Below are 25,518 nucleotides of genomic sequence, written 5' to 3' on the forward strand. Positions count from 1 at the left end.
GAATCGTCTCGGCTTGATCCATCTCCGTTTGATCCATGGCTGTTTGATTCAACCGTCCATGGCCGTGCGGCACGCCAGGTGCAGGGCCAGGCGCTCGTCCGGATCCGCGAGGTCCACGCTCAGAAGCTGCTGTACGCGGGCGATGCGCGCCGCGACCGTGTTGCGGTGCACGCCGAGGACCGCGGCGGTCTCGGCCGTGGAGGACTCCGCGTCGAGGTACGCGGTGAGGGTGTGCACCAGGTCGCCGGGCTCGCCGGACAGCGGTTCCAGCAGGGAGCGGGCCGCGGGCTGGAAGGTGTCCGTGCGGGTCCAGGCGAGGAGGAGCTGGGCGAGGCCGAGGCGGTCGACGTGGAAGAAGCGGCCGCTCGCCTCCCGGCCCTGCGCGAGCCGTGCGGCGTCGGCCGCCTCGCCGAGGCTGCGGGCGATGCCGGTGGGTCCCGGATGGGCGCGGCCCACCCCCACGTACGCGTGCAGCACCTCGGGCAGGCGGCGCTGTACGCGGCGCACGGCGGCGGCGTGCCGCTCGATGTCGCGGGTCGACGGCTCCTGGTCGGTGCTGGTCCAGGCGGACCAGCCGTCGCCCTGCTCGACGACCTGGGCGCCGAGCCGCTCCGCCGCGAACGCGTCGGTGACCTCGGCGCGCAGGCCCGCCACGTCCACATCGGGTCCGGTGCCGATGCGGATGCCCGTGTGCCAGCCGTCCAGGCGCCAGCCGAACTCGACCGCGTGCCGGCGCACCGCGTCCGGGATCTCGCCGCCCGCCGGGCGCAGCAACTCGCCGAGCAGGGAGGTGCGGTGGCGGGCGCTGCGTTCCAGGTCGAGGCGGCGCAGCGCGAGGCGTTCCCGTACGGCGCCCGACGCCACCTCCAGGGCGGCCGCCACCGCGTCGGCCTCGGGGGCGAGTCGGGCGGGCAGGCGCACGACGAGGCGGGGCGGGACGCGTTCGGTGCCGACGGGGTGGGTGAGGAGGCGGGCGCCGCTGGGGAGGTCGAGCGGGCGGGGGAGCGGCGGCCCTGTCAACTGCCGTGCCACCGTGTCCTGTTCGGCGGGCGCCACGGTCGCCGGGTCGCCCGCCAGGTGCCGGGCGTCGGCGGTGAGCAGGGCGACCGGGCGGTGCAGCAGCGCGCCCAGGTCGGTGAGGAGCGCGTCCACGGTCTCGTCCGCGCGGGCACACACCTGCGCGGTGCGCAGGGTCGACTCGGCGCGCAGCAGCCCCGGTTCGGCGGTCATCCGCTCCAGGGCGAGGTACGCGGCCAGCGGGTCGGGGGAGCCGAGGACGGGCAGCCGCAGCCGCTCGGCGAGCAGCGTCGAGGACATGCGGAGCGCCGTCACCCCCGGGACCAGCAGCGCCGCGACACCCGCGCCGTGCGCACGGCGCAGCAGCGCGTCGAGCCGCCAGTCGCCGCGGTCCGCGCCGCCGAGCAGGACGAGGAGCCTGCCGGTGGGTTCCTCGGGGAGCGGGTGTGCCAAGTCCTGTGCCGCCACGGGGTGTTGGATGCTCCGGGTGTCCTCGGGGCCCGCGAGGAGGGTGACGTCGTGCCACGTGGGGTGGGCGAGCATGGCGGAGAGGGGGATGCCGGCGGAGGAACCACTTCGGGCCGTGCTGGTCATGTCGTGGCCGCCTCGAATCCGACGACCCCCGCGTCCAGGCCGAACGCCCGGGGCGAGACGTACGGCTCCGTGTCAGGACGCCGCCAGAATTCGGGCCCTGGCAGGGTCACCGCGATGACCTCCTGGCCGGGGCGCACCCGGTCGATGGCCACGGGGAGCGCCGTGCGACGGTCCAGGAGACAGATGACGTCGGGGACGGTCGCCGCGAGCTCGCCGTCGCGCAGGGCGAGCAGGATCTCGTTCTCCGTCTCCAGGCGGACGACGGCGGCGGAGGCGGCGTCCGTGACCGTGACGCTGCCGCGCCCGAATCCGGGGCCCCCGCTGCGCGCGACCTCCCGGATCCGGCCCGCCGCGAGCACCCTGCAGCCGAGCGCGGCCTCCACGGCGTCCCTGTCCGGGCGGTGCGGGAGTTCGGTGTGCGCGCGGCCGAGGGCCAGGGCGCGGGTGAGGGAGCCGTGGACGCAGGCGTCGCGCACCGCGCTCAGCCGTACCGGGGCGAGCGCGAGTGCGGCCCAGCCGCCCGCCGCCGTGAGGAATCCGCGCACCGTGCGTTCCAGGCCGCGCGCGTCCGTTCGGTCCACCACCAGGATCTGGCCGCCCGGTTCGGCCAGCGCGCACGGGGTGACCGGGAGGCCGCGCACCGCCCAGCTGAGCTGGTCGAGGCGAGGGAGGGCGCGGCCCATCAGGTCGACGTCGACGACGGGGAGGCCGAGGTCCAGTGCGGCCAGCAGCACGGTGAGGGCGTTGGGGCCGCCCGCCTCCACGGCCATCAGGGCGTCGGGGGCGGGGCTGCCGGTCCAGCGGGTCACCGCGGCGATCGCCTCGCGGAACTCCTGGCCGTTCGGGAGCTTCTCGCTCAGTACGTTCACCGCGCCCACGACGCCGACCGGGACGATGACGGGGTCGTGGGCGCCGGCCTCGTGCCAGGTGACCGTGCCGGTCTCGCCCAGTGAGTGGCGCAGCATCGACGCGAAGGCTGCCGCGTCCCCGCCTCCGCCGCAGCCGAGTACGTTCACGCCTGTGACCAGGGCGGGGACGTCTTCGGCGGTGATGGTGTGGGGCACGCCCCTGATTCTCGCAGCGGGCACCCGTTCCTGCGTCGCGGGGCTCTGCCCCGGACCCCGCTGCTCAATCGCCGCAGGGGCTAGAAATGGGCACCCGCCGCCGAAGCTCGAAGTTTCGAACCCGCCGCAGGGGCTTGATTTGCGCACCCGCCGCTGGGGCGCGATGTCAGGCTCCGGGGCGCAGGCTCAAGAAAGCTCCAGCGTCTCCTCCACCGGACGGAATTCGTACGGGAGGCCGAAGCAGGACGGGCCGAAGACGGACAGGGCCTCCGGGGTGCGCATGATGGCCGGTGCCGCGATGCCGATCACCGTGACCCGCTGGCCGTAGCGGAGCGCCTCCGTGGTGATGGGTTCGCCCGTGTCCGCCTCCAGGACGCACACCAGGTCCGGGACCACGCAGATCGGCTCGCCGTCGCGGAGTGCCGCCAAGTGCTCGTTCTGGAAACGGAGTTCGAGATCCGAGTCGCCCTCGAACGCCGCGAACGTGGCACGGCCGCGCGCGAAGCCGCCCTCCGTGCGCCGCTCCACGTCGGTCACCTTGCCGCGGAACAGCACCCGCAGGTGACCGTAGATCGTGCCGCCCACCGCTTCGCCGAGCGCCTCCACCGGGTCCCGGTGTGCCTCGCGCGCCTCGCGGACCGCCCGGCCGAGGGACAGTGCGAGGGTCAGTGTGCGCGGCACCGCGGTGCGCTTGAGCTGTTCCCCGGTCATCGAGTACTCGGCTATCGAGGCGCCGCCACCGAGCCCGACCGTGACCCGGCGGGCCAGGTCCTCCAGGCGCTTGGTGTCCTTGCCGGTGTCGAACACGCAGGTCTCGCCGTGTTCGCCGGCCATCGCGAGCGGCGAGGCCGGGATCCCGTAGACGTGGAAGGTCTCCATCTGGAGTTCGGGGAAGGCGCGCCCCATGCCGTCCGCGTCGACGACAGGGAGGCCCGTGCGGGCCGCGACGATCAGCGGGATCAGCGAGTTGCTGCCGCCGCACTCGATGGGCATCGTCGCGTCGGCCTTGCGTCCCGTGAACGTCTCCAGGGCGCGCAGCGCGGCCACCGGCTCGTCGGCGCCGGGCAGCTTCTCGACCATCACGGTCGGCGCGCCCATGTTCGCGACCGGGATGACGAACGCGTCGTCGGCGACCTCGTCGGGGTCGAGGACGGTCACCGGGCCGTACTCGCGCATCGCCTCGCGGACGAGGAGGCGGCCGATGGTCGGGTCGCCGCCGCCTCCGGTGCCGAGGATCGCGGCGCCGCGCGCCAGGTCGTCCAGCTGCTCGAGGCCCAGGGTCCAGCTCATGTGCTCGTGCTCTCCTTACGTGGGTGGGGCGCGGGGCTCAGTCGACCTGTTGCAGGTCGCCCACGGCCTTGCAGCGGATGCGGGTGGCGTTGCCCGGCAGGTAGGGGACGGGGACCTCGTCGAACTCGACGATGCGTACCCCGGACGGGTTCGCGCCCGCGGCGACGGCTCGGTCGACCGCCTCCTGCCGCGCCTCGTCGAGCACGGTCTCGCGGCGCCCCGCGTCGATCGCGTAGACCCGGTCGACCTCGCCGCCGACCTGCGCGATGGCCGCGCCGATCGCGTTCGCGACCGCGAAGTGGTCGGGCCGGTGGACCGTTCCGGAGCCCGGCAGGGTGTCCGGGAGGAGGACGGAGCCGCCGCCGACCGCGACCACCGGCAGCGGCTCGGGCGAGGTCCGCATCGACTCCACCGCGCGGGCGATGTCGGCGGCGATCGTGTCGAGCGCCTCCTTCACCAGGCGCGCGTCGAGGTGGGCGACGGCGGAGCGGTCACCGATGTCGGTGAGCCCCGCCGCGACCGCGACATCGGTGGCGGTCAGTGTGGAACCGCCGAACACGAGCGCCTCGTCGGTGAGCCGGTAGCCGACCGAACGCGGGCCGACCGTGACCCGGCCGCCGTCCTCGACGACCAGCGAACCGCCACCGATCCCGATGCTGTGCACATCCGGCATACGGAAGTTGGTGCGCACCCCCGCCACGTCCACGGCCGTCCCCGCCTCGCGCGGGAAGCCCTGCGCCAGAACACCGACGTCGCTGGTGGTGCCGCCGACGTCGACGACCGCGCAGGTGTCGAGACCGGACAGCACCGCGGCGCCGCGCATCGAGTTGGTCGGGCCCGAGGCGAAGGTGGCGACCGGGTAGCGGCGCGCGTACTCCAGGTCCATCAGCGTGCCGTCGTTCTGGCTCAGATACAGCGGCGCGGTGATGCCGAACCCGGCGACCGCACCGGCCAGACCGTCGACGATCCCGGCGGCCAGCTCACGCAGCGCAGCGTTCACCGCCGTCGCGTTCTCCCGCTCCAGGAGGCCGATGCGGCCGATCTCGTGGGACAGCGAGAGGGCCACGTCCGGGCCCAGCTCGGCGCGCAGGATCTCCGCCGCGCGCACCTCGAACTCGTCGCTGACCGGCGAGAACACCGAGGAGATCGCCACCGACCTGATGCCGTGGGCGGCCATGTCGGCGGCGTGCCGGCGCAGCTCGTCCTCGTCCAGGTCGGCGATCTTCCGCCCGTCGAACTCGTGCCCGCCGTGCGCCAGGTACGGCCGTCCGGCGACGGCCCGCGTCAGGCGCTCCGGCCAGTCCACGAACGGGGGCAGCGCGGACGTCGCGGGCAGGCCGAGGCGGAGCGCCGCCGTCGGGGCGAGGCCGCGGGCCTCGACGAGCGCGTTGAGGAAGTGGGTGGTGCCGATCATCACGGCGCCGACCGCCGCCGGGTCGAAGGCGTGCTGCGCGCGCAGCGCCTCGAGCGCGGACACGATGCCGGACGTGACGTCCTGGCTGGTCGCGGCCTTGGTGGTGGCGAGCACCCGCGATCCTTCGAGCAGGACGGCGTCGGTGTTGGTGCCGCCGACATCGATTCCGATACGCACGGAACTCTCTCCTTAGCGGGAGGCGCCGCTGGAGGCGGCGGGGACGTGAGGGGTGGGGGAGTCGGGGGAGTCGCCGCTCGCGACGCCCGGGGTCTCATCGGACACCGGAGCACCGGCTCCCATGTCGCGGGACACACCGACGCCGCGCACGAGGCCGAGCTTGCCCAGCACGATGTAGGCGACGAACGCGAAGACGACCGAGTTGATGCTGGGCAGGCCCCAGTCGAGGAATTCACCGACGCAGAAGGCGAGCACCCACACGACGAGCGTCGCCGGGACCCAGGTCGGCGCGGTCGCGGGCAGCGTGCCCGAGGACCGCGAGGCCTCCAGGTCGCCGCGCCACCGCTTGACCACGAAGTACTCGGCGATCATCACAGCGGCGATGGGCGGGAAGGCGACGCCGAGCAGCGTCAGGAAGTCGGCGAACCGGTCGAGGATGCCGGCCGCCGCGAGCAGGCTGCCGATGACACCGAGCAGGACGGTGACGGTGGCGCGGTTGACCTTGCGGCCGAAGACCGACTCGATGAAGTTCACGACGCCGAGGCCGGAGCTGTACAGATTCCAGTCGTTGATCTTCAGCGCGCCCATGATGACGACGAGCGTGCCGACCCAGCCCACCGAGGACACGGCGATCGCGGTCACGTCGGCGGACCGGGTGGCGTGCGCGAGGAGCACTCCGGCGAGCCCGACCACGTACTCACCGAGCGAGATGCCCACCACGGTCTGCTTGACGACATCGGCGGTGGACCGGTTGAAGCGGGTCATGTCCGGCGTGATGATCGCGCCCGCGATCGCGCCACCCGCCACGAGCGTCGTGCCCTGGACGAGGGACAGCTGCGGCCCCGGCGGCGCGGAGGCGACGAGGTGCCCGATGTCGAAGCGGGCCAGCTCGTGCACCGTGGACCAGCCCACCAGCAGCAGGAACGCGGGCACCGTGACGTACGCGGCCCAGTTCATGGAGCCGAAGCCCCACAGCACGACGGCCGTCACACCGAGCCCGAACAGGACCGACCACACGGGCGCGGGGAACACCCCGACGAGCCCGGCGAGCGCGTCGGCCGATATCGCCGACTGGATGCCGAACCAGCCGATGAGGCTCAGCGCGATCGCGAGCCCGATCAGCGAGGACCCGACGCGCCCGAACCCGGTCCAGCGCGCGAGCACGGACGTCGGAAGGCCTTCCCGTACGCCGATGATCCCCACGAAGATCGAGAGCACCTCGACGATCACCGAGCCGAGGGTGAGCGCCCAGAACGCCGTCCAGAAGTCCATCCCGAAGCCCAGCGTCGCGCCGAGCACGAACTGGCTGAGCCCGGAGATCTGCCCGAACCGCTGCAGGGCTACGGACCACCAGCTGTAACGGGCGGTGGTGGGCACTCTGGTCAGGGCGTGGTCGTCCACCCCGACGGCGCGTGCGGCGGCCATCGAACCTCCAAGCGACTGCGGTTGCCCGCACGCTACGGCGGCCGCCGGAGGGGTGGGGTGGGCGCAGTGCCCGGTGGGACGGAGGTGGCTGTGCAGAGTGCACGGGGAGCAGGGTCAGGGGCGGCGCCCCGTGAAGCCCACGATGCGGTCCATCAGCGGTGCGTCGGTGGGTGTCTCGACCGGCGGCCCCCACAGCTCCGGCAGTGGCGCCGCCGTCACGAAGCCGCTGACGTGGTCGTGGCAGGCGCGCAGGGTCTCCTCGGGCAGGTCGAAGGGCTGTCCTGTGGCCTTGGCGAGGTCCCAGCCGTGCACCACCATCTCGGTGAGCGCGACCTTCCCCCACGTCTCGTTCGGCAGCGTGAACCCCGGCCCGTCCGAATCGCCCTGCCAGGCCTCGGGGTCGTCCCAGGCGTCGCCGAGCGCCCGCACGCTCTTCGCCGTGCTCTCCCGCCGGTCGCCCGGCTCCTCGGGCAGGGGCGTTTCCTTGCGGGCGAAGCCGGTGAAGGCCCGCGCCGCCTCGTCGACGTGGGCGATGAGCTCGCGCACGGAGTACTCGGAGCAGGGGGTGGGCAGGGACAGCTGCTCCTCGCTCAGGCCGGTCAGTACATCGGTCATCCGGCCGCAGGCCGGCTTCAGGTCGATCACGGTAAGTCCTCCTCGGATGGCATGCCGTGGTGATACTGGTGCAGACCGCTCCCAGGCCCCGAACTCATCGGTGCGCCCGGCGTGTTGTGTGTGAAGCTGAGGACATGGATCACACGCATGGCGAACTCCGCGACAGGCTGCAGACCGACCGCCCGCACTCCGCCCGGGTGTGGAACTACCTTCTGGGCGGCAAGGACAACTACCCCGTCGACAGCGAGGTGGGCGAGGCCATCCTCGCCACGTTCCCCGAGTTCGCCACCGTCGCGCGGCTCCAGCGGCAGTTCCTCGTGCGCGCGGTGCGGTACCTGGCGGGCGAGGCGGGCATCCGGCAGTTCCTCGACGTCGGCACCGGCCTCCCCACGGCCGACAACACGCACGAGGTGGCCCAGCGCATCGCCCCGGACAGCCGGATCGTGTACGTGGACAACGACCCGCTGGTCCTGACCCACGCGCGGGCCCTGCTCACCAGCACCCCCGAGGGGGCCTGCGCCTATCTGGACGCCGATGTGCGGGACCCGGAGCGGATCCTGGCCCAGGCGCGCGAGACCCTGGACTTCGACCGGCCGATCGGGCTGACCCTGCTCAGCATCATGGGGCAGCTGTCCGACGAGGACCGCCCCGCGGAGGTGGTGGCCACGCTGCTGGACGCGCTGCCGCCCGGCAGCTACTTGGCCCTGACCGACGGCACGAACAACAATGACGCGCTGAACACGGCGGTCGCCGGCTACAACCAGCAGTCGGTGCACACCTATCACCTGCGGTCACCGGAGCGGATCGCCGCGTTCTTCGACGGCCTCGACCTCGTCGAACCGGGAGTCGTCAACACATCGGCCTGGCGCCCGGACCCCGGCGTCCCGCGGCCCGAGGCGTCGGCGGTCGAGGCGGCGGTGTGCGGGGTCGGGCGCAAGGCGTGAGGACGCCGTGGAGGCGGGGCGCTACTTGCGCTCCACCTCCACGAAGGCCAGCGGAGCCCGGCCCGCGTTGACGACCTCGTGCTCGCTGCCCGCCGAACGCGCGTAGGAGCGGCCCGAGAACAGCTCGTTGCGCGTGACCGTGCCGTCCGGGGTGATGACATCGGTGTGGCCGTCCGTCACCGGGACCACGACGTAGTCGTACTCGTGCACGTGGCGGCCGGTGCTCTGCCCCGGCTCGAAGTCCCAGCGGGTGACCCGCGTGCGCTCGTCCTCGTGCTGCACGGTGGCGCGGGCGGTGGTGCTCATGTTCACGGCTCTTTCGTCGGGGTGGAACGGTGGCGACGAGGGATCGCCGCAGGTGGCAGGCCAGGGCCCTTCTGACGGATCTTGCTGGAGTCGCGGGGTCTGGCACGCACATCTGCGGCGTTGTCGTCGGTTGCCAACGCTCCGCGTTGACGCCCTCCTCCGCCTTGCAGCTGCACGCACCAGACCCCGCTTGTCGGCGCCGGACATTCACGGCCGCCCGCATCCAGCCTGATCCGTCAGAAGGACCCTAACCGGATCAGACCGCGAAGAGCTGCTCGAGGTCGGCGAAGGCCTTGAACTCCAGGGCGTTGCCCGCCGGGTCGAGGAAGAACATCGTCCACTGCTCGCCCGGTTCGCCCTGGAAACGCACATAGGGCTCGATCACGAAGTCCGTGCCGGCGGCGGTGAGGCGTTCGGCGAGGCGCCGGAACTCCGGCACCGGGAGCACCAGGCCGAAGTGCGGCACCGGCACCTCGTGCCCGTCGACCGGGTTGGTGCCCGCGACGGCCTCGTCCCCGCCGCGCGGTGTCCCGTCGCCGACCTGATGGGTGACCACTTGGTGGCCCCCGAAGTTCCAGTCGATCCACCGGGTGTCCGAGCGTCCCTCGGCGAAGCCGAGCACCTTGCCGTAGAAGTCGCGGGCGGCCGCGAGGTCGTCGACCGGGATGGCGAGATGGAAGGGTGCGAGCGGCATCGGAAACTCCTTGTGCGGGAGGTGGGTCGGGGCCGGGTGATCCCTGTCCCGGTGGGCGGGCCGGTATGCGTGGGAGCGGTGCGCGGGGTGTTGACCATGGGGTGGGGCGAGCCTATCTTCGCGTCCGGAGTTCCGTTCACCGTCCGAAATCGCGAACAAATAGCCGCGCGAGGAGCACGACGTGAGCCGCACCGAGAGATCCAACGGATCGTCTTCTTCGCAAGTCACCCCTGGCAGAAGGCAGTTCATCGCTGTCGCCGCCACCGGGGTCGCAGTCGCCGCGCTGCCCACCGCCCTGGGCACGGCGGCGTATGCGAGCCCGGCCTCCGGTACCGATGCCGCACCCCGAGCCGCGACGGGCGCCGTCAAGCCCTTCCCCCTCGACGCCGTCGCCCTGCTGCCCGGCGTCTTCCGCGACAACCAGGCGCGCAACACCGCCTATCTGCACTTCGTCGACATCGACCGGCTGCTGCACACCTTCAGGAAGAACGTCGGCCTGCCGTCCGACGCCGAGCCGTGCGGCGGCTGGGAGGGGCCCGACGTAGAGCTGCGCGGCCACAGCACCGGACATCTGCTGTCCGGGCTCGCGTTGACGTACGCCAACACCGGCGACACCGGCGCCCGTGACAAGGGGCGCAAGCTGGTCGCCGCGCTCGCGGAGTGTCAGGAGGCCTCGCCGAAGGCGGGCTTCGGCAAGGGGTACCTGTCCGCGTTCCCGGAGAGCTTCTTCGACCGGCTCGAAGCCGGGTCCGGGGTCTGGGCGCCGTACTACACCATCCACAAGATCATGGCGGGGCTCGTCGACCAGCACCGTCTCGCCGGGAGCGAGCAGGCCCTCGACGTGGTGCTGCGGCAGGCCGCCTGGGTGGACAAGCGGACCGGGGCGCTGAGCCACGACCAGATGCAGCGGGTGCTCCAGACCGAGTTCGGCGGCATGAACGACGTGTTCGCCGATCTGCACGAGATCACCGGTGACACCAACTGGCTGAAGGTCGCCGAACGGTTCACCCACGACGTCGTCTTCGACCCGCTCGCCAAGAACGAGGACAAGCTCGCCGGGCTGCACGCCAACACGCAGATACCCAAGATGGTGGGCGCGCTGCGGCTGTGGGAGGAGGGCCTCGACGACCGCTACCGCACCATCGCCGAGAACTTCTGGCAGATCGTCACCGACCATCACACGTACGTCATCGGCGGCAACAGCAACGGCGAGGCCTTCCACGAGCCGGACGCCATCGCCGCCCAACTCTCCAACGGCTGCTGCGAGAACTGCAACAGCTACAACATGCTGAAGCTGACCCGCCTGATGCACTTCCACGCGCCGCACCGTGTCGACCTGCTCGACTACTACGAGCGCACCCTGTTCAACCAGATGCTCGGCGAGCAGGACCCCGACTCCGCACACGGCTTCAACATCTACTACACCGGCCTCGCTCCGGGCTCGTACAAACAGCAGCCCTCCTTCATGGGCGAGGACCCCAAGGCCTACTCCACCGACTACGACAACTTCTCCTGCGACCACGGCAGCGGGATGGAGACGCACGCGAAGTTCGCCGAGACCGTCTTCTCGCACGACGACGAGCGGCTCCTGGTGAACCTGTTCGTACCGGCGGAGGTGAAGTGGAAGGCGAAGGGGGTGAGTTGGCGGCAGACGACCGGCTTCCCCGACAAGGCGTCGACCACGCTCACCGTCACGGCAGGCACCGCCGAGCACGAACTGCGGGTGCGGATCCCGTCCTGGACGAAGGGGGCGCGCGTCACGCTCAACGGCCGGGCCCTCGGCGACCGTCCCAAGGCGGGCAGCTGGTTCGCGCTGCGCCGCCGCTGGAAGGCCGGTGACCGGATCGAGGTCACCCTCCCCATGCGGCTCGCCATCGAACCGACACCCGACGACCCGGACGTACAGGCCGTGTTGTACGGGCCGGTGGTGCTCGCCGGGCAGTACGGCGACCGGGGCGCGATGCGGATGCCCCGGCTCGACCCGAAGTCGGTGAAGCAGACGGCCGCCGCGCCGATGAGATTCACGGCGCGGGCCGACGATGAGAACGTCACCCTCCTGCCCATCGCCCGCACCCACCACGTGTACTACACGGCCTACTGGTTGACAGGCGAACCGCCGCCTCCGCCACCGGAGTTCGCCGCCTGGCACCGCTTCGACGAGACCTCCGGGACGACCGCCGCCGACGCGACGGGCAACGGCAAGACCGCCCAGTTGGTGGCCGGCGCGACCTGGACGACCGGCGGGAAGACCGGCGGCGCCGTCGCCCTCGACGGTTCGGACGGGTACGTGAAGCTCGCCGACGACGTGCTGGCCGGCGCGACCGCGTACTCGGTGGCGACCTGGGTGAAGCTCGACGGGACGCCCGATGCGTGGACCCGCATCTTCGACATCGGCAGCGGGGCCTCCGCCAACCTGTTCCTGACACCACGCTCCGACGCCGACACCCTGCGGTTCGCGATCACCGCCGGCGGCGCAGGGGCGGAGGAGCGCATCGACGTCGACCAACTCCCCACCGACACCTGGGTGCACGTGGCGCTGACGTACGGGAACGGCACGGCCGTGCTGTACGTCGACGGCGAGGAGAAGGGCCGCAACGAACATGTCACCGCGCAGCCGGACATGTTCGGCAACCACATCCGCGCCGGATACCTCGGCAAGTCCCAGTACGCCGACCCGTATCTGAAGGGCGCGCTCGACGACCTCCGGGTGTACGGGAAGACGCTGACGGCCGCGGAGGTGGCCGAACTGGCCGGGGCCTGAGGACCGCGGGGCGGGTGGGGGCACGCCGATCCCCACCCGCCCCGCTCCACCGTCAGCGCAGCGCGGCCGCCTCCTCGTCCGGGGTGTCCGCGGCTCCCGGCCGGGGCGCGGGCACCGACACCAGCGGCGGCTCCGTGGCACACGGCCGGGACCGGGCGAGCGCGCTCAGGCCGAAGGTGAGCAGGGCGTTCAACACCACTGTGACGAGGCCCGCGTTGACACCTCCGAGGTCGGGCTCTACCACGTACAGCACCAGGGAGGCGGCGACACCCGCGATCATGCCGGTCGCCACCGCCCACGCCCGCACCCGGCGGAAGAACAGCAGGGCGAACCAGCCCGGGATCAGCTGGCCCAGCAGGTAGTACGTCAGGTTGAGCACGGTCAGCATCAGCGACGACGCCGTCAGTGTCAGCACGGCGGCCGCCACCAGGAACACCGCGACGGCCAGCGTCGTCCACCGCCGCTGGGCCTCCGGGCGCAGGTTCGGCGCGAGGTTGCGGGAGACGATGCCACCGATCGACAGCGCCGTCACCGCGAGGACCAGCACCCCGGAGAGGCCCGCGCCGCCCGCGACCACACCCACCAGCCAGTTCGGCAGCACATCACGCACGACCTCCATGAACACCGTGTTGGGATCGGCGACATGCTTGCCGGCCGTGTACGCGAAGTAGGCCGTGGCCACCAGGAACGGGTACATCAGCATGTACGACGGCATCCACACCGTCGAGGACTTGATGGCCCGCTCGGAGCGTGCGGTGAAGATGTAGCCCGCGGAGAAGCCCAGATAGAAGGTGACCGCCTGGAAGACGATGGTGGTCAGCGCGAACACCATCGGGCTGCCCGACATGGTGACCTGCGCGCGCGGCACGGCCGCCGGATCCGTGACCGCCTCGATGCCACCGCCCGCGACGAGCGCGGCGACACCCGCGGCCACCACACCCAGCACCATGAGCCCGTCCTTGAGGATGGACACGAACGCCGGGGACCGCACCCCGGACACGGCGACGTACAGGAACGCCATCACGCCCGCGAGGATCACCGCCTGCACCGGCGTGATCGGCAGCCCGAGCGCCGTCAGCACCACCTGCATGCCGATGAACTGGTACTGGCCCCACGGCACCAGGGCCACCAACAGGGCCAGCGCCGTGATGAGTTCGAGGCCGCGGCTGCGGAAGTGGCGGCCGAACACGTCCGGGATGGTCATCGCGTCGTAGCGCACCCCGGCCCTCCAGATCAGCGGAGCCACGTAATAGCCGAGCGGATAGGCCAGCAGGATGTAGCCGAGGAACCAGACGCCGTAGCTGGCGCCCTTGGCGTAGATCCCGGCCGGGAAACCGATCATCGTGCCGATGCTGTACACCTCGCCGACCGCGAGGAAGTACAGCAGCCACGGCGGGAACGAACGGCCGCCGACCAAGTACTCGCTGATGGACACCTTGCGGATGCCGCGCCGGGCGCTGAACGCCACGAGGACCGACAGCACCATGATGACGAAGAAGACCGTGGCGATCATCGGGACACCTCCTCCGAGGAATTCGGTGTGTCCTCGGGGTAGTGCTTCCGGTCCATCCGCCACGCCAGCTTCAGACACAGGGTGGTCAGCGGGAAGCAGGCGAACACCCACAGGAACAGCAGCGGGATGCCCGCCACGTACACGTCCGTGTTCGCCAGCAGCGGCATGACCACGAGGAGCGCGAACGCGGGGACCCCGAGGCCCAGCCACAGGCTGCGGGGGAGACGGCGTGAGGGCTCCGTCGGTGGTGAACTCATCGCTTGCCTCCGGGAGTTCGTTCCCAGACGACGTCGCCGCCGATGACCGTCGCCTCGACCGTCAGATCGCGCAGGCTGCGCTCGCCGCCGGCGGTCGGGTCATCGGACAGGACCGTGACATCGGCCAGCTTGCCCGGCTCCAGGGTTCCCTTGCGGTCCTCCTCGAAGGCCAGCTTGGCCGCCTCGCTCGTGTAGGCGCGCAGCGCGGTCTCCGCGTCGACCCGCTGCTCCGGCCCCAGTTGGTGGCCGTCGCGGGTCATCCGGTCGACCGCACACCACATGCCCTCGAGCGGCGGCACCGGGACCACGGGTGTGTCCGAGTGCAGGCCGAAGGTGACGCCGTGACGGCGGGCCGAGGCCAACGGGTCGATGCGGGCCGCCCGTTCGGGGCCGAGGAAGCGGTCGCGGTGCCGGTCGCCCCAGTAGTAGACGTGCTTGACGAAGAACGAGGCGTGCACACCGGCCCTAGCCATGTCCGCGAGCTGCCGCTCACCCGCCATCTGGCAGTGCTCGATGCGGTGGCGCCGGTCCGCGGACTCCGGGTCCAGGCCCAGCTTCTGGTACGCGTCGAGGATGGCCTGGATCGCGCCGTCGCCGTTGCCGTGCACGGCGACCTGCCAGCCCGCCTCGTGCAGCGTCGCGATCCGCCGGGACAGGTCGTCCGGCGGGAAGATCAGCAGCCCGTGCTTGTCCGGGGCGCACGCGTAGCCGTCCGAGACACACCCGGTCAGGCCCTGGATCGAGCCGTCCGCCCACATCTTGACGCCGGCCACTCGGAACTCGTCGTCCCCGAGCCCCGCGACGGCCGACTCCACTGGGCTGAGGCGCCCCTGTGCCAGCTCAGGGAACAGGTCCTGCACCAGGTACGCCTGGATCCGGTTGCGCAGCCGACCGGTGAGCCGGGCCCTGCGGTAGGCGTCGAGTTCGCCGGGGCCGCCTTGGAGGCCGAGTCCCGTGTCGTGAACCGTGGTGACACCCGCCGCCAGATACGCGTCACCGGCCCGCCCGATCGCGTCGGCCAGGTCGTCCACGCCGGGCTTCGGCATGCCCGCGTACGCGGCGAACGCGGCGGTCTCCGCGAGCACACCGGTCGGCTCGCCCTTCGCGTCGCGGACGATGACACCCCCGACCGGGTCGGGGGTGTCCCGGTTGATGCCCAGGCGCCCGAGGGCCGCCGAGTTGAGCACGCAGAAGTGGCCCGAGATGTGCTGCAGACACACCGGATGGTGCGGCGAGACCGGGTCCAGATCGGCGCGCGTGGGGTGCCGGTCGTCGGCCAGGAGCGTGTCGTCGTAGCGGTAGCCGCGGATCCACTCGCCCCGCTCGGTGTGCCCGGCGGCCTGCTCGACGAGGGCCACGATGTCCGCGATCCGGTCGTTCGGCGGACTGCCCGCGTCGACCTCCGCGGCGAGGGTCAGGCCGAAGAACGTGGGGTGGTTGTGGGTCTCGATGAACCCCGGCACGGCGCACCGGCCGCTCAGATCGCGCAGCGTGGTGGCGGGACCGGCGAGGGTGAGGATGTCGGCGTCCGAACCGACGGCGAGCACCTTGCCGTCGCGGGCGGCCAGCGCCGTGCCGGTGTGCCCGGCGCGGTCCAGGGTGCGCACGGTGCCGCCGTACAGGATCGTGTCGGCGGCGTGCAGGGGATCGGCGGGGCGGGGGAGCGGACTCGGCACGGATGATCACCACCAGGGGAGAGGGATAGGGGCAGGGACGGAGGGCGGGGCGCCCGCACCGACCGCGGGCGCCCCGGACGTGCTCGTACAGCGATCGGACGTACAGCGATCAGACGTAGTCCTGGTACTTGGCGAGGTGCCTGACCGGCTTCGACAGGGCGTCGCGGCGGAACGGGTCGCCCAGCTCACGGGTCGTCATGACCTCGATGACCGTGGTGCGCCCCTCGTCCATCTGCGCCGCGACCGCCTTGCTCAGCGCCGGGCCGACGTCCTCGAGCCGGTCCACGATCACGCCGTCGGCGCCCATCGCGCGGGCGATCCCGGCGAACGACTCGCTCTCCAACTCGCCCGCGACGAACCGGCGGTCGTAGAAATCGACCTGGTTCTTCTTCTCGGCGCCCCACTGCCGGTTGTGGAAGACCACCGCGGTCACCGGGATGTCGTGCCGCACCGCTGTCATGATCTCGCCCATGCTCATGCCCCAGGCGCCGTCGCCCGCGTAGGCGACCGCCGGGCGCTCGGGCGCGGCCAGCTTGGCGCCGATGATCGTCGGCAGCGCGTAGCCGCAGTTGCCGAAGGACATCGGGGCGAAGAAGGACCGCGGCTCCTCGAAACGGAGATAGCTGTGCGCGATCGAGTTGATGTTGCCGATGTCGGTGGAGACCATCACCCGCTCCGGCAGCGCCTTCTCCAGCTCGCGCAGCACCTGACGCGGGTGCAGCCAGGAGCCGTCCTCGCCGTCCTGCTCGGCGATCATGTCGAGGCTGTACGCGTCCGTCTCGTGGATCCAGCCGTCCAGCTCCTTCTCCCAGGCGTCCTTCTCCGCGCGGATGGTCGCCGAACGCCGGGCGCGGGTCCCCTCGCAGACGAGGTCACGGCCGTCGAGCCGGTGCACGAGGGACTGCGCCGCGGCGCCCGCGTCCCCGCAGATCCCGACCTCGATCTTCTTGACGAGGCCCAGCATGCGATGGTCCGCGTCGATCTGGATGATCTTGGCGTTCTTGGGCCAGTACTCCATGCCGTACTGCGGCAGCGTGCCGAACGGGCCGAGCCGGGTGCCGAGCGCGACCACCACATCGGCCTGCGCGAGCAGCTTCATGCCCGCCTTGGAGCCCTGATAGCCGAGCGGTCCGCACCACAGCGGGTGACTCGCGGGGAACGAGTCGTTGTGCTGGTACGAGTTGACGACCGGCGCGCCGAGCCGCTCGGCCAGCGCCTTCGCCTGCTCGACCGCGTCGCCCATGACGACACCGCCACCGGAGATGATCACCGGGAACTCGGCCTCGGCGAGCAGCCGCGCCGCCTCCTCCAGGCTGCGCTCACCGCCAGGGCCCCGGTCGAGGCGGGACGGGCGCGGGATCTCGGCCTCGATGTCGCCGTAGAAGTGGTCGCGCGGGATGTTGAGCTGCGTCGGACCCATCTCGCTCATCGACCGGTCGAAGGCGCGGCCCGTCAGCTCCGCCATCCGGCGCGGATTGTTCACGTGCGCCTGGTACTTGGTGAACTCCTCGAACATCGGGAGCTGATTGGTCTCCTGGAAGCCACCGAGCCCCATGCCCATCGTGCCCGCCTCGGGCGTGACGACGACAACGGGGGAGTGTGCCCAGTAGGCCGCCGCGATCGCGGTGACGCAGTTGGAGATCCCCGGACCGTTCTGGCCGATCACCACGCCGTGCCGGCCACTGGCCCGCGCGTAGCCGTCCGCCATGTGGCCCGCGCCCTGCTCGTGCACGACCGGGATCAGCTGGATGCCGGCCGGCGCGAAGATGTCCATCGCGTCCATGAAGGCCGAGCCCATGATGCCGAAGATGTCCTTGACGCCGTGCGAGACCAGGGTCTCCACGAACGACTCGGAAGGGGTCATCCGTTGCACGCCGGCGGCCACCTGACGGCCGTCCTCGGTCGTGAACTGGGGTTGGGGCGCACTGCTGGTCATGGAGTTTCCACCCTTCGACGTGCTGTCGGTGCTGGTGCGGGGTGGCGCATGTTCAGTGGGGGCGAGCAGGTTCCGGGATCCGGTACGCGGTGTTCCCAAAAGCGGGACACGTCGAGGACCGTAGAGCGGGCGTCTCGGCAGCGTCAACCGTGCGTACCGAAATCCGGGACGTGCTGCTACGTTCGGGGGCCTGTTCAGGGGTCTGTTCAGTGGCCTGTTCGGAGAGTCGCCAACTGGCTTTCGGTGAGGGAGAGTTGAGGATGGTGCACATGGAGGACGGAACCCCGGCCCTGCGCCTGTTCGCCCTGCTGGAACACATCGCCCGCACCGACCGCCTGGTCACCCTGACCGAGCTGGTCGCCGAGACCGGCCTGCCCAAGCCCACCGTGCACCGGATGCTGCAGCAGCTGGAGGGCGCGGGGCTCCTCGACCGACAGGGCGACGGCCGCCGCTACGGTGCGGGCGGCCGGCTGCGCACCTTCGCGGAGGACCTGCTCAGCCACGGCGCCCACCACGCGGCCCGGCATGCCGTCCTTCGCCACCTCGTCGACGAGATCGGCGAGACCTGCAACCTGACCGCGCCGGCCGGGCCGGAGGTCGTCTACCTCGACCGCGTCGAGACCCCCGAGCCGCTGCGTTTCGCCCTGCGGCCCGGCTCCCGGGTCCCGGTGCACTGCAGTGCCAGCGGAAAGCTGATCCTCGCGTTCCTGCCCGCCGCCCAGCGCCGCAAGATTCTCACCGCGGCCCCGCTGAAGGCGTTCACCGCGCGCACCCGCACCGACCCCGACGCCCTGGAGGCCGAGCTCGACCAGGTGCGCAGGGACGGATTCGCCCTGGACGACGAGGAGTTCCTGCCCGGCCTCGTGTGCGCCGCCGTGCCCGTGCCCCGCGAGCCGGACGGTGACCCGGCCGGATCGCGGGTGCGTCAGTGCGTCGCCCTCCAGGCGCCCGCCGTACGGGTCAGTGTGGAGCGGGCCGTCGAACTGGTGCCGGTGCTGCGGCAGGCGGCCGAACGGATCGCCCGGGTCGAGGCGGACTGAAGGTCACTGCGCCGGCAGCAACTCCCGTACGACGTCGCCGAGGATCGCGATCCCGGGCTCGATGACGTCGGCCCGTGGCGCCGCGAAGCCGACCCGGAAGTGCCGCAGCGCATCGAGGTCCGGGCCCGCCAGGAAGAAGATGTCACCCCGCTCGATCAGCACGCCGCGCTCGCGTGCCCGCCGCACCAGCTCCCGGCAGTCGAGCCCCTCCGGCCCCGACATCCACAGGCTGACCCCGCCCGGTGCCGGTGAACTCGCCCACGGCAGCGACGCGTTCGCCGCGTCCCGCATGAGCCGCCACTTCGTTCCGAGGCGCGCCCGGCTGCGCCGTACGGCCAACTGGTAGTCACCCGACTCGATCAGCAGGCCCAGTGCCCGTTGCAGATGGCCGGAGGGGTGGCGTACCGAGTAGCGACGCAACTCCCGCAGATGTGCGACCAGTTCGGCCGACCCGACGAGATAGCCAAGCCTCAGGCCCGGCGCGAGGAACTTGGAGAACGTGCCCAGGTACACCACCTGCCCCGTGGCGTCCTGCGACTTGAGCGCGGGCGTGGGACTGCCCTCGTAGCGGAACTCGCTGTCGTAGTCGTCCTCCACGACGACCGTGCCCGCCTCCCTGGCCGCCGCGAGGAGCGCCTGCCGTCGCCCCGGCCCCAACGTCACATTGGTCGGGTGATGGTGACTGGGTGTCACATGCAGCAGGTCGACGCCGCGCAGGGTGCCCGGGGGTCGCAGTCCGTCCGCGTCGACGGGGAGGGGGTGCAGCCGGGCCCCGGCCCGCAGGAAGATGTGCCGTGCGTCCAGGTACCCGGGGTCCTCCACGGCAGCCACGGACCCGGGCCCGAGCAGCGCCCGCCCCAGCAGGTCAAGGCCCTGCTGCGAGCCGATGGTGATCAGCACCTCGGACGCCTCCACCGCCATGCCGCGTGCGGGCAGCAGGTGGGAGCGGACCATCTCCACCAGCAGCGGATCGTCGTCGGCCACGCAGTCCTGCAACGACCAGGCGGCGTGCGGCCGGTCAAGTGCCCGGTTCAGCGCGCGCACCCAGGCCCGCGCCGGGAAGGCCCGCGGATCGACCTGCCCGGCGGGGAACGGGTACGGGTAGCGCGCCCAGTCGTGATGCTTCTCGATGTGCGGAAGCCGGTCCCCTTCGCGGCCGCGCAGCCGCCCCGACCAGTCGAAGGCGTGCTCCTGCGGAGGCGCCGGCTCCGGCTCGGTACGGGGCGGCATCCGCGGATTGACGAACAGGCCCGAACGGGCCCTGCTCTCCACGAAGCCTTCCGCCACCAGCTCCTGATAGGCCGCGGTGACCGTGTTCCGTGACACGCCCAACTCCTGGGCGAGGAGCCGCGAGGACGGCAGCCGGCCGCCCGCGTCGAGCCGCCCCGACGCGATCCCGTGCTCGATGGCCTGCCGCACCTGCCGGTACAGCGGCTCCCCGCGGCCCCGCTCGATCTCGATCAACGTACGCGGCACGTACCGCCTCCGTCTCGCCGTCGGCCTGGCACCATCAGCGTGCACGCAACTGGACCTGTTGCGGTCGCCGTCTCGTTCGGCACGGTAGCCGTGGTGGCCCCGGCGCACGAGAGTGCACGGCCGACGCCTCCTTCCACGCAGGCTCTGTCCCGACGTCGCAGCCTCCACCCCAACTCGTGTCGAGCGCGCCAACCCACGCCTGTCGCACCGCGTCCGCGCCGCATTCCGGGCCGGGCCAGAGGGGAGTCGAACCGTGAGGATCGGTATTCCGCGGGAAGTGAAGAACAACGAGTTCCGCGTCGCCCTGACCCCCGCAGGGGTCCACGAACTGACCGCACACGGCCACACCGTCGCCGTCGAGTCCGGCGCGGGAACCGGCTCCGCGCTGCCCGACGCCGACTACGCAGCGGCCGGTGCCCGGGTCCTGCCGGGCGCCGACGACGTGTGGGCCGGGGCCGACCTGGTCCTGAAGGTGAAGGAGCCGGTGGCAGAGGAGTACCACCGGCTCCGCCCCGACCAGGTGCTGTTCACCTACCTCCACCTCGCCGCGTCCCGTGCCTGCACGCAAGCGCTGCTCGACGCTGGAACCACCGGTGTCGCCTACGAGACGGTACAGGCGGCGGACGGCTCGCTGCCGCTGCTCTTCCCGATGTCCGAGGTCGCGGGCCGCCTCGCGCCGCAGGTCGGGGCGTACCACCTGATGCGCGGCGGGGGCGGACGCGGCGTGCTGACCGGCGGTGTGTCCGGCACCCGCCCGGCCCGCGTCGTCGTCATCGGCGCCGGAGTGGCGGGCATGAACGCGGTCGCCGTGGCCACCGGCATGTGGGCGGACGTCGTGCTGCTCGACACCGACGTGAACAAGCTGCGCGCCGCCGACCGGATGTACCAGGGCCGCATCACCACACTCGCCTCGAACCGGCTCGCCCTCGAACAGGCCGTGCTCGAAGCCGACCTGGTGATCGGCGCGGTCCTCGTTCCCGGCGCCAAGGCACCCCGCCTCGTGAGCAACGACCTCGTCGCGCGCATGAAGCCCGGCGCCGTCCTCGTCGACATCTCCGTCGACCAGGGCGGCTGCTTCGAGGACACCCGGCCCACCACCCACGCCGACCCCGTGTACCCGGTCCACGACACCCTCTTCTACTGCGTCGCCAACATGCCCGGCGCCGTCCCGCACACCTCGACCCACGCCCTCACCAACGTGACGCTGCCCTACGTCCAGGCCATCGCCGACCACGGTCTGCGCGCGGCCGTCGCGGCGGATCCGGCGCTGAAGCGGGGGATCAACACGCTCGGCGGGCGGCTCACCTACCGACCGGTGGCCGAGGCCCACGACATGAAGCACGTGGACGTGGACCAAGCCCTGCTGTGAACACGAACGCGAACGTGACATGAACGTGAACGTGACCGCGAAGGAGCGCACCGTGCCCCAGGACCCCACCCTGCGTGCCAAGGCCCAGCGTCACCTCGGCCCGCACTTCACCCGCAAGGACAGCTGGTACGACACCCCGCCGCCGGTCTACGTCCGCGGCGACGGCTGCCACCTCTACGACGACGAGGGCAGGCGCCACCTCGACGGCCTCTCCGGGCTGTTCTGCGTGAACATCGGCCACGGCCGCGCCGATGTGGTGGCCGCGGGCGCCAAGCAGATGGAGACCCTCGCGTACTCCACCAACTGGGGCGCGGCCCACCCGCCCGCCATCGAGGCGGCGAGCCTGGTCGCCGAACTCGCGCCGGGCGACCTGGACGTGACGTACTTCGTCAACTCCGGTTCGGAGGCGGTCGAGACGGCGATCAAGTTTGCACGCCAGTACCACCGTTCGCAGGGACAGCCTGAACGTACGAAGATCATCAGCCGGTCGATGGCCTACCACGGTGTCACCCTGGGCGCCCTGTCCGTCACCGGCCTCCCCAAGATCAGGGAACCCTTCGGGCCGCTGCTCCCGGGCATCCGTCACGTCCCCAACACCCTTGGATTCACCGGCGATTGCGGACCGGCAGCGGAACTCGACTGCGTCCGCGCGATAGAGCGGGCCATCGCCGAGGAGGGCCCGGAGACGGTCGCCGCGGTCTTCGCCGAACCCGTGCAGAACGGCCGCGGCGCCCTCGTCCCACCGGACGGCTACTGGCGCGAACTGCGCCGCATCTGCGACGAGCACGGCATCCTGCTCGTCGCAGACGAGGTCATCTGCTCCTTCGGCCGGCTCGGCCACTGGTTCGGCAGCGCGGCCGAGGGTGTCGTCCCCGACCTGATCACCTTCGCCAAGGGAGCCACCTCGGGCTACGCCCCGCTCGGCGGCGCCATCGTCCGCGAGCCCCTGGTGCGCGGACTGTACGACTCACCGCTCGGCGGCACCTTCACGCACGGCGCCACCTGGGGCGGACACCCGGTGTCCACGGCCGTCGCCGTCGCCAACATCGGCGCCATGCGCGACGAGAACATCCCCGGCAACGTGCGGGACCTCGGCCCGGTCCTGCGGGCCGGACTCGACGAGATCGCGGCACGCCACCCGGTCGTCGCCGACGTCCGCGGCACCGGCTTCTTCTACGCGGTCGAATTCACGGCCGACCGGGAAAGCGGCCGGGATCTGACCGAGGAGCAGTCGACGCGAGTCCTGCGCGAGGTGCTGCCGGACGCGATGCGCCGCACCGGCGTGATCCTGCGGCCCGACGACCGCGGCGCGACGATGCTGATGGTGGCTCCGCCGCTGGTCGCGGACCGGGCGGTGCTCGGCGAACTGCTGGAAGGCGTCGACGAGATGGTGGCTTCGGTCGCCCGCGCCGTGGCCTGAGACGTCGTTCGTTTCGACCGTGTGAACGGTTCGTTGAACGCGCCCGGCGGCCCCTGGGGGGTGCCGAAACTGTCCGACGGCGCCGCCACATGATCATCATGTGCCGGCGCCGCCGGACAGGCCCACGCCAGACCGACGGAGAAGAGGCGGACGTGACGGACACCAGCGACAGATCCCTGCGGGACGACGGCACGACCGAGCCCTCCGGCGGCCCAGGTCTGCGCAGCGCCCTCAAACAGCGCCACATGACCCTGATCGCGATCGGCGGTGTCATCGGCGCCGGGCTCTTCGTCGGCAGCCGCGTCGTCATCCAGGACACCGGACCCGCCGCCGTGATCTCCTTCGCGCTCGCCGGCGGCCTGGTCATCCTCGTGATGCGGATGCTCGGCGAAATGGCGGTGGCACGCCCGGCCGTCGGCTCCTTCCACGCCTACGCCCGCCTGGCCCTCGGCCCGCTGGGCAGCTTCACGATCGGCTGGCTGTACTGGTACTTCTGGGTCAACGTGGTGGCCCTCGAAGCGGTCGCCGGCGCCGAACTCGTCCGAGCCTGGCTCCCCGGCCTCCCGCTCTGGACGATCAGCCTCGCCCTGATGCTGATCCTGACGGCGGTCAACATGCTGTCGGTGAAGACCTTCGGCGAGTTCGAGTACTGGTTCTCGTCGATCAAGGTCGCCGCGATCACGGTGTTCCTCGTCGTCGGCCTCGTCTTCGTGGTCGGCCTGTGGCCGGGAGCCCACGACGCGGGCGGCGTCGACAACCTCACCGCACACGGCGGCTTCCTTCCGATGGGCCTGGGCCCGGTCCTCACATCCATCATCCCGGCGGTCGGCTTCTTCACCGGCGCGGAGATCGCCGCGCTCGCGGCCGCCGAATCCGCCGAACCGGGCCGCAACGTCGCGCGGGCGACCCGCTCTGTCGTCCTGCGCGTCCTGCTCTTCTACGTGGGCTCAATCTTCCTGGTCGTCGCGATCGTCCCGTGGAGCTCGGACAAGCTGAACGGCGGCCCGTACATCGCGGCACTCCAGGAGATCGGCATCCCCGGCGCCGACACCATGATGCGCATCCTGATCCTGATCGCGGTCCTCTCCTCCCTCAACGCGGGCCTGTACTCGGCGTCCCGGATCGTCTTCGCCCTGACGCGGGAGGGCGAGGCACCACGCGGCCTCACAAAACTCAGCCGCAGCGGAGTCCCACGCCGAGCCATCCTCCTCGCCACGGTCCTCGGCTACGTGGCCGTGGTCTTCGCCTACGTGTCCCCGGACACGGTCTTCTCCTTCATCGTGCACTCCTACGGAGCCGTCGCCCTCTTCGTCTACCTCCTGGTCGCCCTCTCCCAACTCCGCCTGCGCAAGCGTCTGGAACGCGAGGACCCCGACTCCCTGACCCTCAAGATGTGGGGCTACCCGTACCTGAGCTGGTTCACGATCGGCGCGATGGTCGTGGTCATCGCCGCGATGGCGATCCTCCCGGCAACCCGCGCGGACTTCGCCGCAAGCCTGCTCACGGTCGTGGTTGTCCTGACCTCCTACGCCGCCCTCCGCAGACGCCGCCGTGCGCAGGAGCAGCGTGACAACGGGGTCAACCGGTCGTCGGCATGAAGGCCTTGGCGTGTGCGAGGTGTGCCTCCAGTAGGCCGGCCGCTTCCTCGCCCTTCGCCTGACGCAGCAGCGACACGATCTCCCGGTGCTCCTCGACCTGCGCCGGGAGATCGTCGCTCGTGCGGTCCGTGGTGGCCACCGCGAGCTTGATCTCCGACATGAGGTCGCGGGCGGTCGTCGTCAGACGCGGGCTGCCCAACAGCCCCACGATGGCCACGTGCACGGACAGATGGGCCTCCGTGACGACACTGGCGGTGGCCGACGAGGCGACCGCCTCCTCGAAGTCGCGCTGGGCCGCGGTGAGGGCCACGAGGTCGGCGCGGGTGGCCTGCACCACCGAGCGGGCCGCCGCCGTCTCGAGGACGCGCCGCGCCTTGAAGATGTCCTCGATCTCCTCCTCGGTGAGCCGCCGCACCTCGACCCCGCGGTTCGGCCGCCGCACCAACAGGCCCTCGGCGGTGAGGATCTGGAGCGCCTCGCGCACGGTGCTGCGGGAGACGCCGAGGCTCTCCGCGACATTGCTCTCACGCAGGGATGTGCCGCCCTCGATGGCGCCCCGGTACATCTCTTCGCGCAGCGCGTGGGCCACCCGGTCCACCGTGCTGGAGCGATCGATCTCTATGGGTCCCAGCGCCATCGCGTTCTCCCTCAAGGCGTACGTCGGATTGCCGGACGATTCTTGCCGACACCTTACTGGCAGCCGTTTACCGGGCTCAGGTGGGGAGTTGGGTACCGGAATTGATCTCTCCGACTCTTGACGGTAACCCAGCGTTGCTGAGATTGTCCGACACGCAGTCAATCCGGCGAGACCCGTCGACGGCTGCCCTGTTCTGCCCCGACTCGCCCTGCCCTGCCTCGCCCAGCTCTGCCTGCGGGCGGTCCTTCGGGCGCCCCCACCCTGCCGACCGCTGCTGTCGAGCTGCCCCTTTCCC

At 71.5% G+C, this 25,518-nt stretch carries 20 protein-coding genes; 6 read left to right on the plus strand and 14 right to left on the minus strand.

Annotated features, from left to right (window positions below):
* Positions 1–48: 48 nt before the first annotated feature.
* From OHA73_RS44860 to OHA73_RS44885, 6 genes are all read right to left on the minus strand, one after another.
* Positions 49–1,611, minus strand: a complete 1,563-nt coding sequence (locus OHA73_RS44860; RefSeq protein WP_267073143.1) for a PucR family transcriptional regulator — start codon at positions 1,609–1,611, stop codon at positions 49–51.
* Complete coding sequence (locus tag OHA73_RS44865; RefSeq protein ID WP_267073142.1) at positions 1,608–2,675, minus strand: DUF917 domain-containing protein; 1,068 nt, start codon at positions 2,673–2,675, stop codon at positions 1,608–1,610. Before OHA73_RS44865 ends, OHA73_RS44860 begins: the two co-directional genes overlap by 4 nt.
* 186 nt (positions 2,676–2,861) lie before the next feature.
* Positions 2,862–3,965 (minus strand): DUF917 domain-containing protein, encoded by a 1,104-nt coding sequence (locus tag OHA73_RS44870; RefSeq protein WP_267073141.1) that lies wholly within the window; start codon positions 3,963–3,965, stop codon positions 2,862–2,864.
* Between the two features lie 37 nt (positions 3,966–4,002).
* Positions 4,003–5,556 (minus strand): hydantoinase/oxoprolinase family protein, encoded by a 1,554-nt coding sequence (locus tag OHA73_RS44875; protein ID WP_266725243.1) that lies wholly within the window; start codon positions 5,554–5,556, stop codon positions 4,003–4,005.
* 12 nt (positions 5,557–5,568) lie between these two features.
* Positions 5,569–6,981 carry a purine-cytosine permease family protein gene (locus tag OHA73_RS44880; RefSeq protein ID WP_267073140.1) on the minus strand — a complete coding sequence of 471 codons (1,413 nt, stop codon included), beginning with the start codon at positions 6,979–6,981 and terminating at the stop codon, positions 5,569–5,571.
* A gap of 114 nt (positions 6,982–7,095) precedes the next feature.
* The gene (locus OHA73_RS44885) at positions 7,096–7,626 is read right to left on the minus strand and encodes a TIGR03086 family metal-binding protein (protein ID WP_267073139.1); all 531 of its coding nucleotides are present in this window, start codon (positions 7,624–7,626) and stop codon (positions 7,096–7,098) included.
* Between the two features lie 104 nt (positions 7,627–7,730).
* On the opposite strand from OHA73_RS44885, the gene OHA73_RS44890 reads away from it, so the two are divergent.
* A complete protein-coding gene (locus tag OHA73_RS44890) occupies positions 7,731–8,540 on the plus strand; it encodes an SAM-dependent methyltransferase (RefSeq protein ID WP_267073138.1) in 810 nt (269 codons plus the stop codon).
* Between the two features lie 21 nt (positions 8,541–8,561).
* Here OHA73_RS44890 and OHA73_RS44895 read toward each other — a convergent pair whose 3' ends face one another.
* Both OHA73_RS44895 and OHA73_RS44900 read right to left on the minus strand, forming a co-directional pair.
* Positions 8,562–8,846, minus strand: a complete 285-nt coding sequence (locus OHA73_RS44895; RefSeq protein ID WP_267073137.1) for a cupin domain-containing protein — start codon at positions 8,844–8,846, stop codon at positions 8,562–8,564.
* Positions 8,847–9,102: 256 nt separating this feature from the next.
* Entirely contained in the window at positions 9,103–9,540 is a 438-nt protein-coding gene (locus OHA73_RS44900) for a VOC family protein (protein WP_266725249.1), read from the minus strand.
* 181 nt (positions 9,541–9,721) lie between these two features.
* Here OHA73_RS44900 and OHA73_RS44905 point away from each other — a divergent pair, with 181 nt between their 5' ends.
* Positions 9,722–12,301 (plus strand): beta-L-arabinofuranosidase domain-containing protein, encoded by a 2,580-nt coding sequence (locus OHA73_RS44905; RefSeq protein ID WP_267073136.1) that lies wholly within the window; start codon positions 9,722–9,724, stop codon positions 12,299–12,301.
* 52 nt (positions 12,302–12,353) lie between these two features.
* On the opposite strand, the gene OHA73_RS44910 is transcribed toward OHA73_RS44905, so the two are convergent.
* From OHA73_RS44910 to xsc, 4 genes are all read right to left on the minus strand, one after another.
* Positions 12,354–13,814 carry a sodium:solute symporter family protein gene (locus OHA73_RS44910; protein WP_267073135.1) on the minus strand — a complete coding sequence of 487 codons (1,461 nt, stop codon included), beginning with the start codon at positions 13,812–13,814 and terminating at the stop codon, positions 12,354–12,356.
* Positions 13,811–14,071 (minus strand): DUF3311 domain-containing protein, encoded by a 261-nt coding sequence (locus OHA73_RS44915; RefSeq protein ID WP_267073134.1) that lies wholly within the window; start codon positions 14,069–14,071, stop codon positions 13,811–13,813. The genes OHA73_RS44910 and OHA73_RS44915 overlap by 4 nt, the downstream gene beginning before the upstream one ends.
* Positions 14,068–15,747 carry an amidohydrolase gene (locus OHA73_RS44920; RefSeq protein ID WP_267073132.1) on the minus strand — a complete coding sequence of 560 codons (1,680 nt, stop codon included), beginning with the start codon at positions 15,745–15,747 and terminating at the stop codon, positions 14,068–14,070. The genes OHA73_RS44915 and OHA73_RS44920 overlap by 4 nt, the downstream gene beginning before the upstream one ends.
* Positions 15,748–15,856: 109 nt before the next feature.
* The gene (gene xsc, locus OHA73_RS44925; RefSeq protein ID WP_267073131.1) at positions 15,857–17,683 is read right to left on the minus strand and encodes a sulfoacetaldehyde acetyltransferase; all 1,827 of its coding nucleotides are present in this window, start codon (positions 17,681–17,683) and stop codon (positions 15,857–15,859) included.
* Between the two features lie 269 nt (positions 17,684–17,952).
* Between xsc and OHA73_RS44930 the strand changes: the two genes are divergently transcribed.
* On the plus strand, positions 17,953–18,723 hold the full coding sequence (locus OHA73_RS44930; protein ID WP_267073130.1) for an IclR family transcriptional regulator: 771 nt from the start codon (positions 17,953–17,955) through the stop codon (positions 18,721–18,723).
* A gap of 3 nt (positions 18,724–18,726) precedes the next feature.
* On the opposite strand, the gene pdxR is transcribed toward OHA73_RS44930, so the two are convergent.
* Positions 18,727–20,199 (minus strand): MocR-like pyridoxine biosynthesis transcription factor PdxR, encoded by a 1,473-nt coding sequence (gene pdxR, locus OHA73_RS44935; RefSeq protein WP_327658315.1) that lies wholly within the window; start codon positions 20,197–20,199, stop codon positions 18,727–18,729.
* Between the two features lie 253 nt (positions 20,200–20,452).
* On the opposite strand from pdxR, the gene ald reads away from it, so the two are divergent.
* The 3 genes from ald (at position 20,453) to OHA73_RS44950 (ending at position 24,586) form a co-directional block, all read left to right on the plus strand.
* Complete coding sequence (gene ald, locus OHA73_RS44940; protein ID WP_327658316.1) at positions 20,453–21,568, plus strand: alanine dehydrogenase; 1,116 nt, start codon at positions 20,453–20,455, stop codon at positions 21,566–21,568.
* Positions 21,569–21,587: 19 nt separating this feature from the next.
* Complete coding sequence (locus tag OHA73_RS44945; protein ID WP_327658317.1) at positions 21,588–22,988, plus strand: aspartate aminotransferase family protein; 1,401 nt, start codon at positions 21,588–21,590, stop codon at positions 22,986–22,988.
* A gap of 152 nt (positions 22,989–23,140) precedes the next feature.
* Positions 23,141–24,586 carry an amino acid permease gene (locus OHA73_RS44950; RefSeq protein WP_327658318.1) on the plus strand — a complete coding sequence of 482 codons (1,446 nt, stop codon included), beginning with the start codon at positions 23,141–23,143 and terminating at the stop codon, positions 24,584–24,586.
* On the opposite strand, the gene OHA73_RS44955 is transcribed toward OHA73_RS44950, so the two are convergent.
* Positions 24,567–25,223: a GntR family transcriptional regulator gene (locus OHA73_RS44955; protein WP_327658319.1), complete on the minus strand. Its 657-nt coding sequence runs from the start codon at positions 25,221–25,223 to the stop codon at positions 24,567–24,569. The genes OHA73_RS44950 and OHA73_RS44955 overlap by 20 nt on opposite strands.
* Positions 25,224–25,518 lie beyond the last annotated feature (295 nt).

This window comes from Streptomyces sp. NBC_00483, assembly GCF_036013745.1.
Lineage (GTDB): Bacteria > Actinomycetota > Actinomycetes > Streptomycetales > Streptomycetaceae > Streptomyces.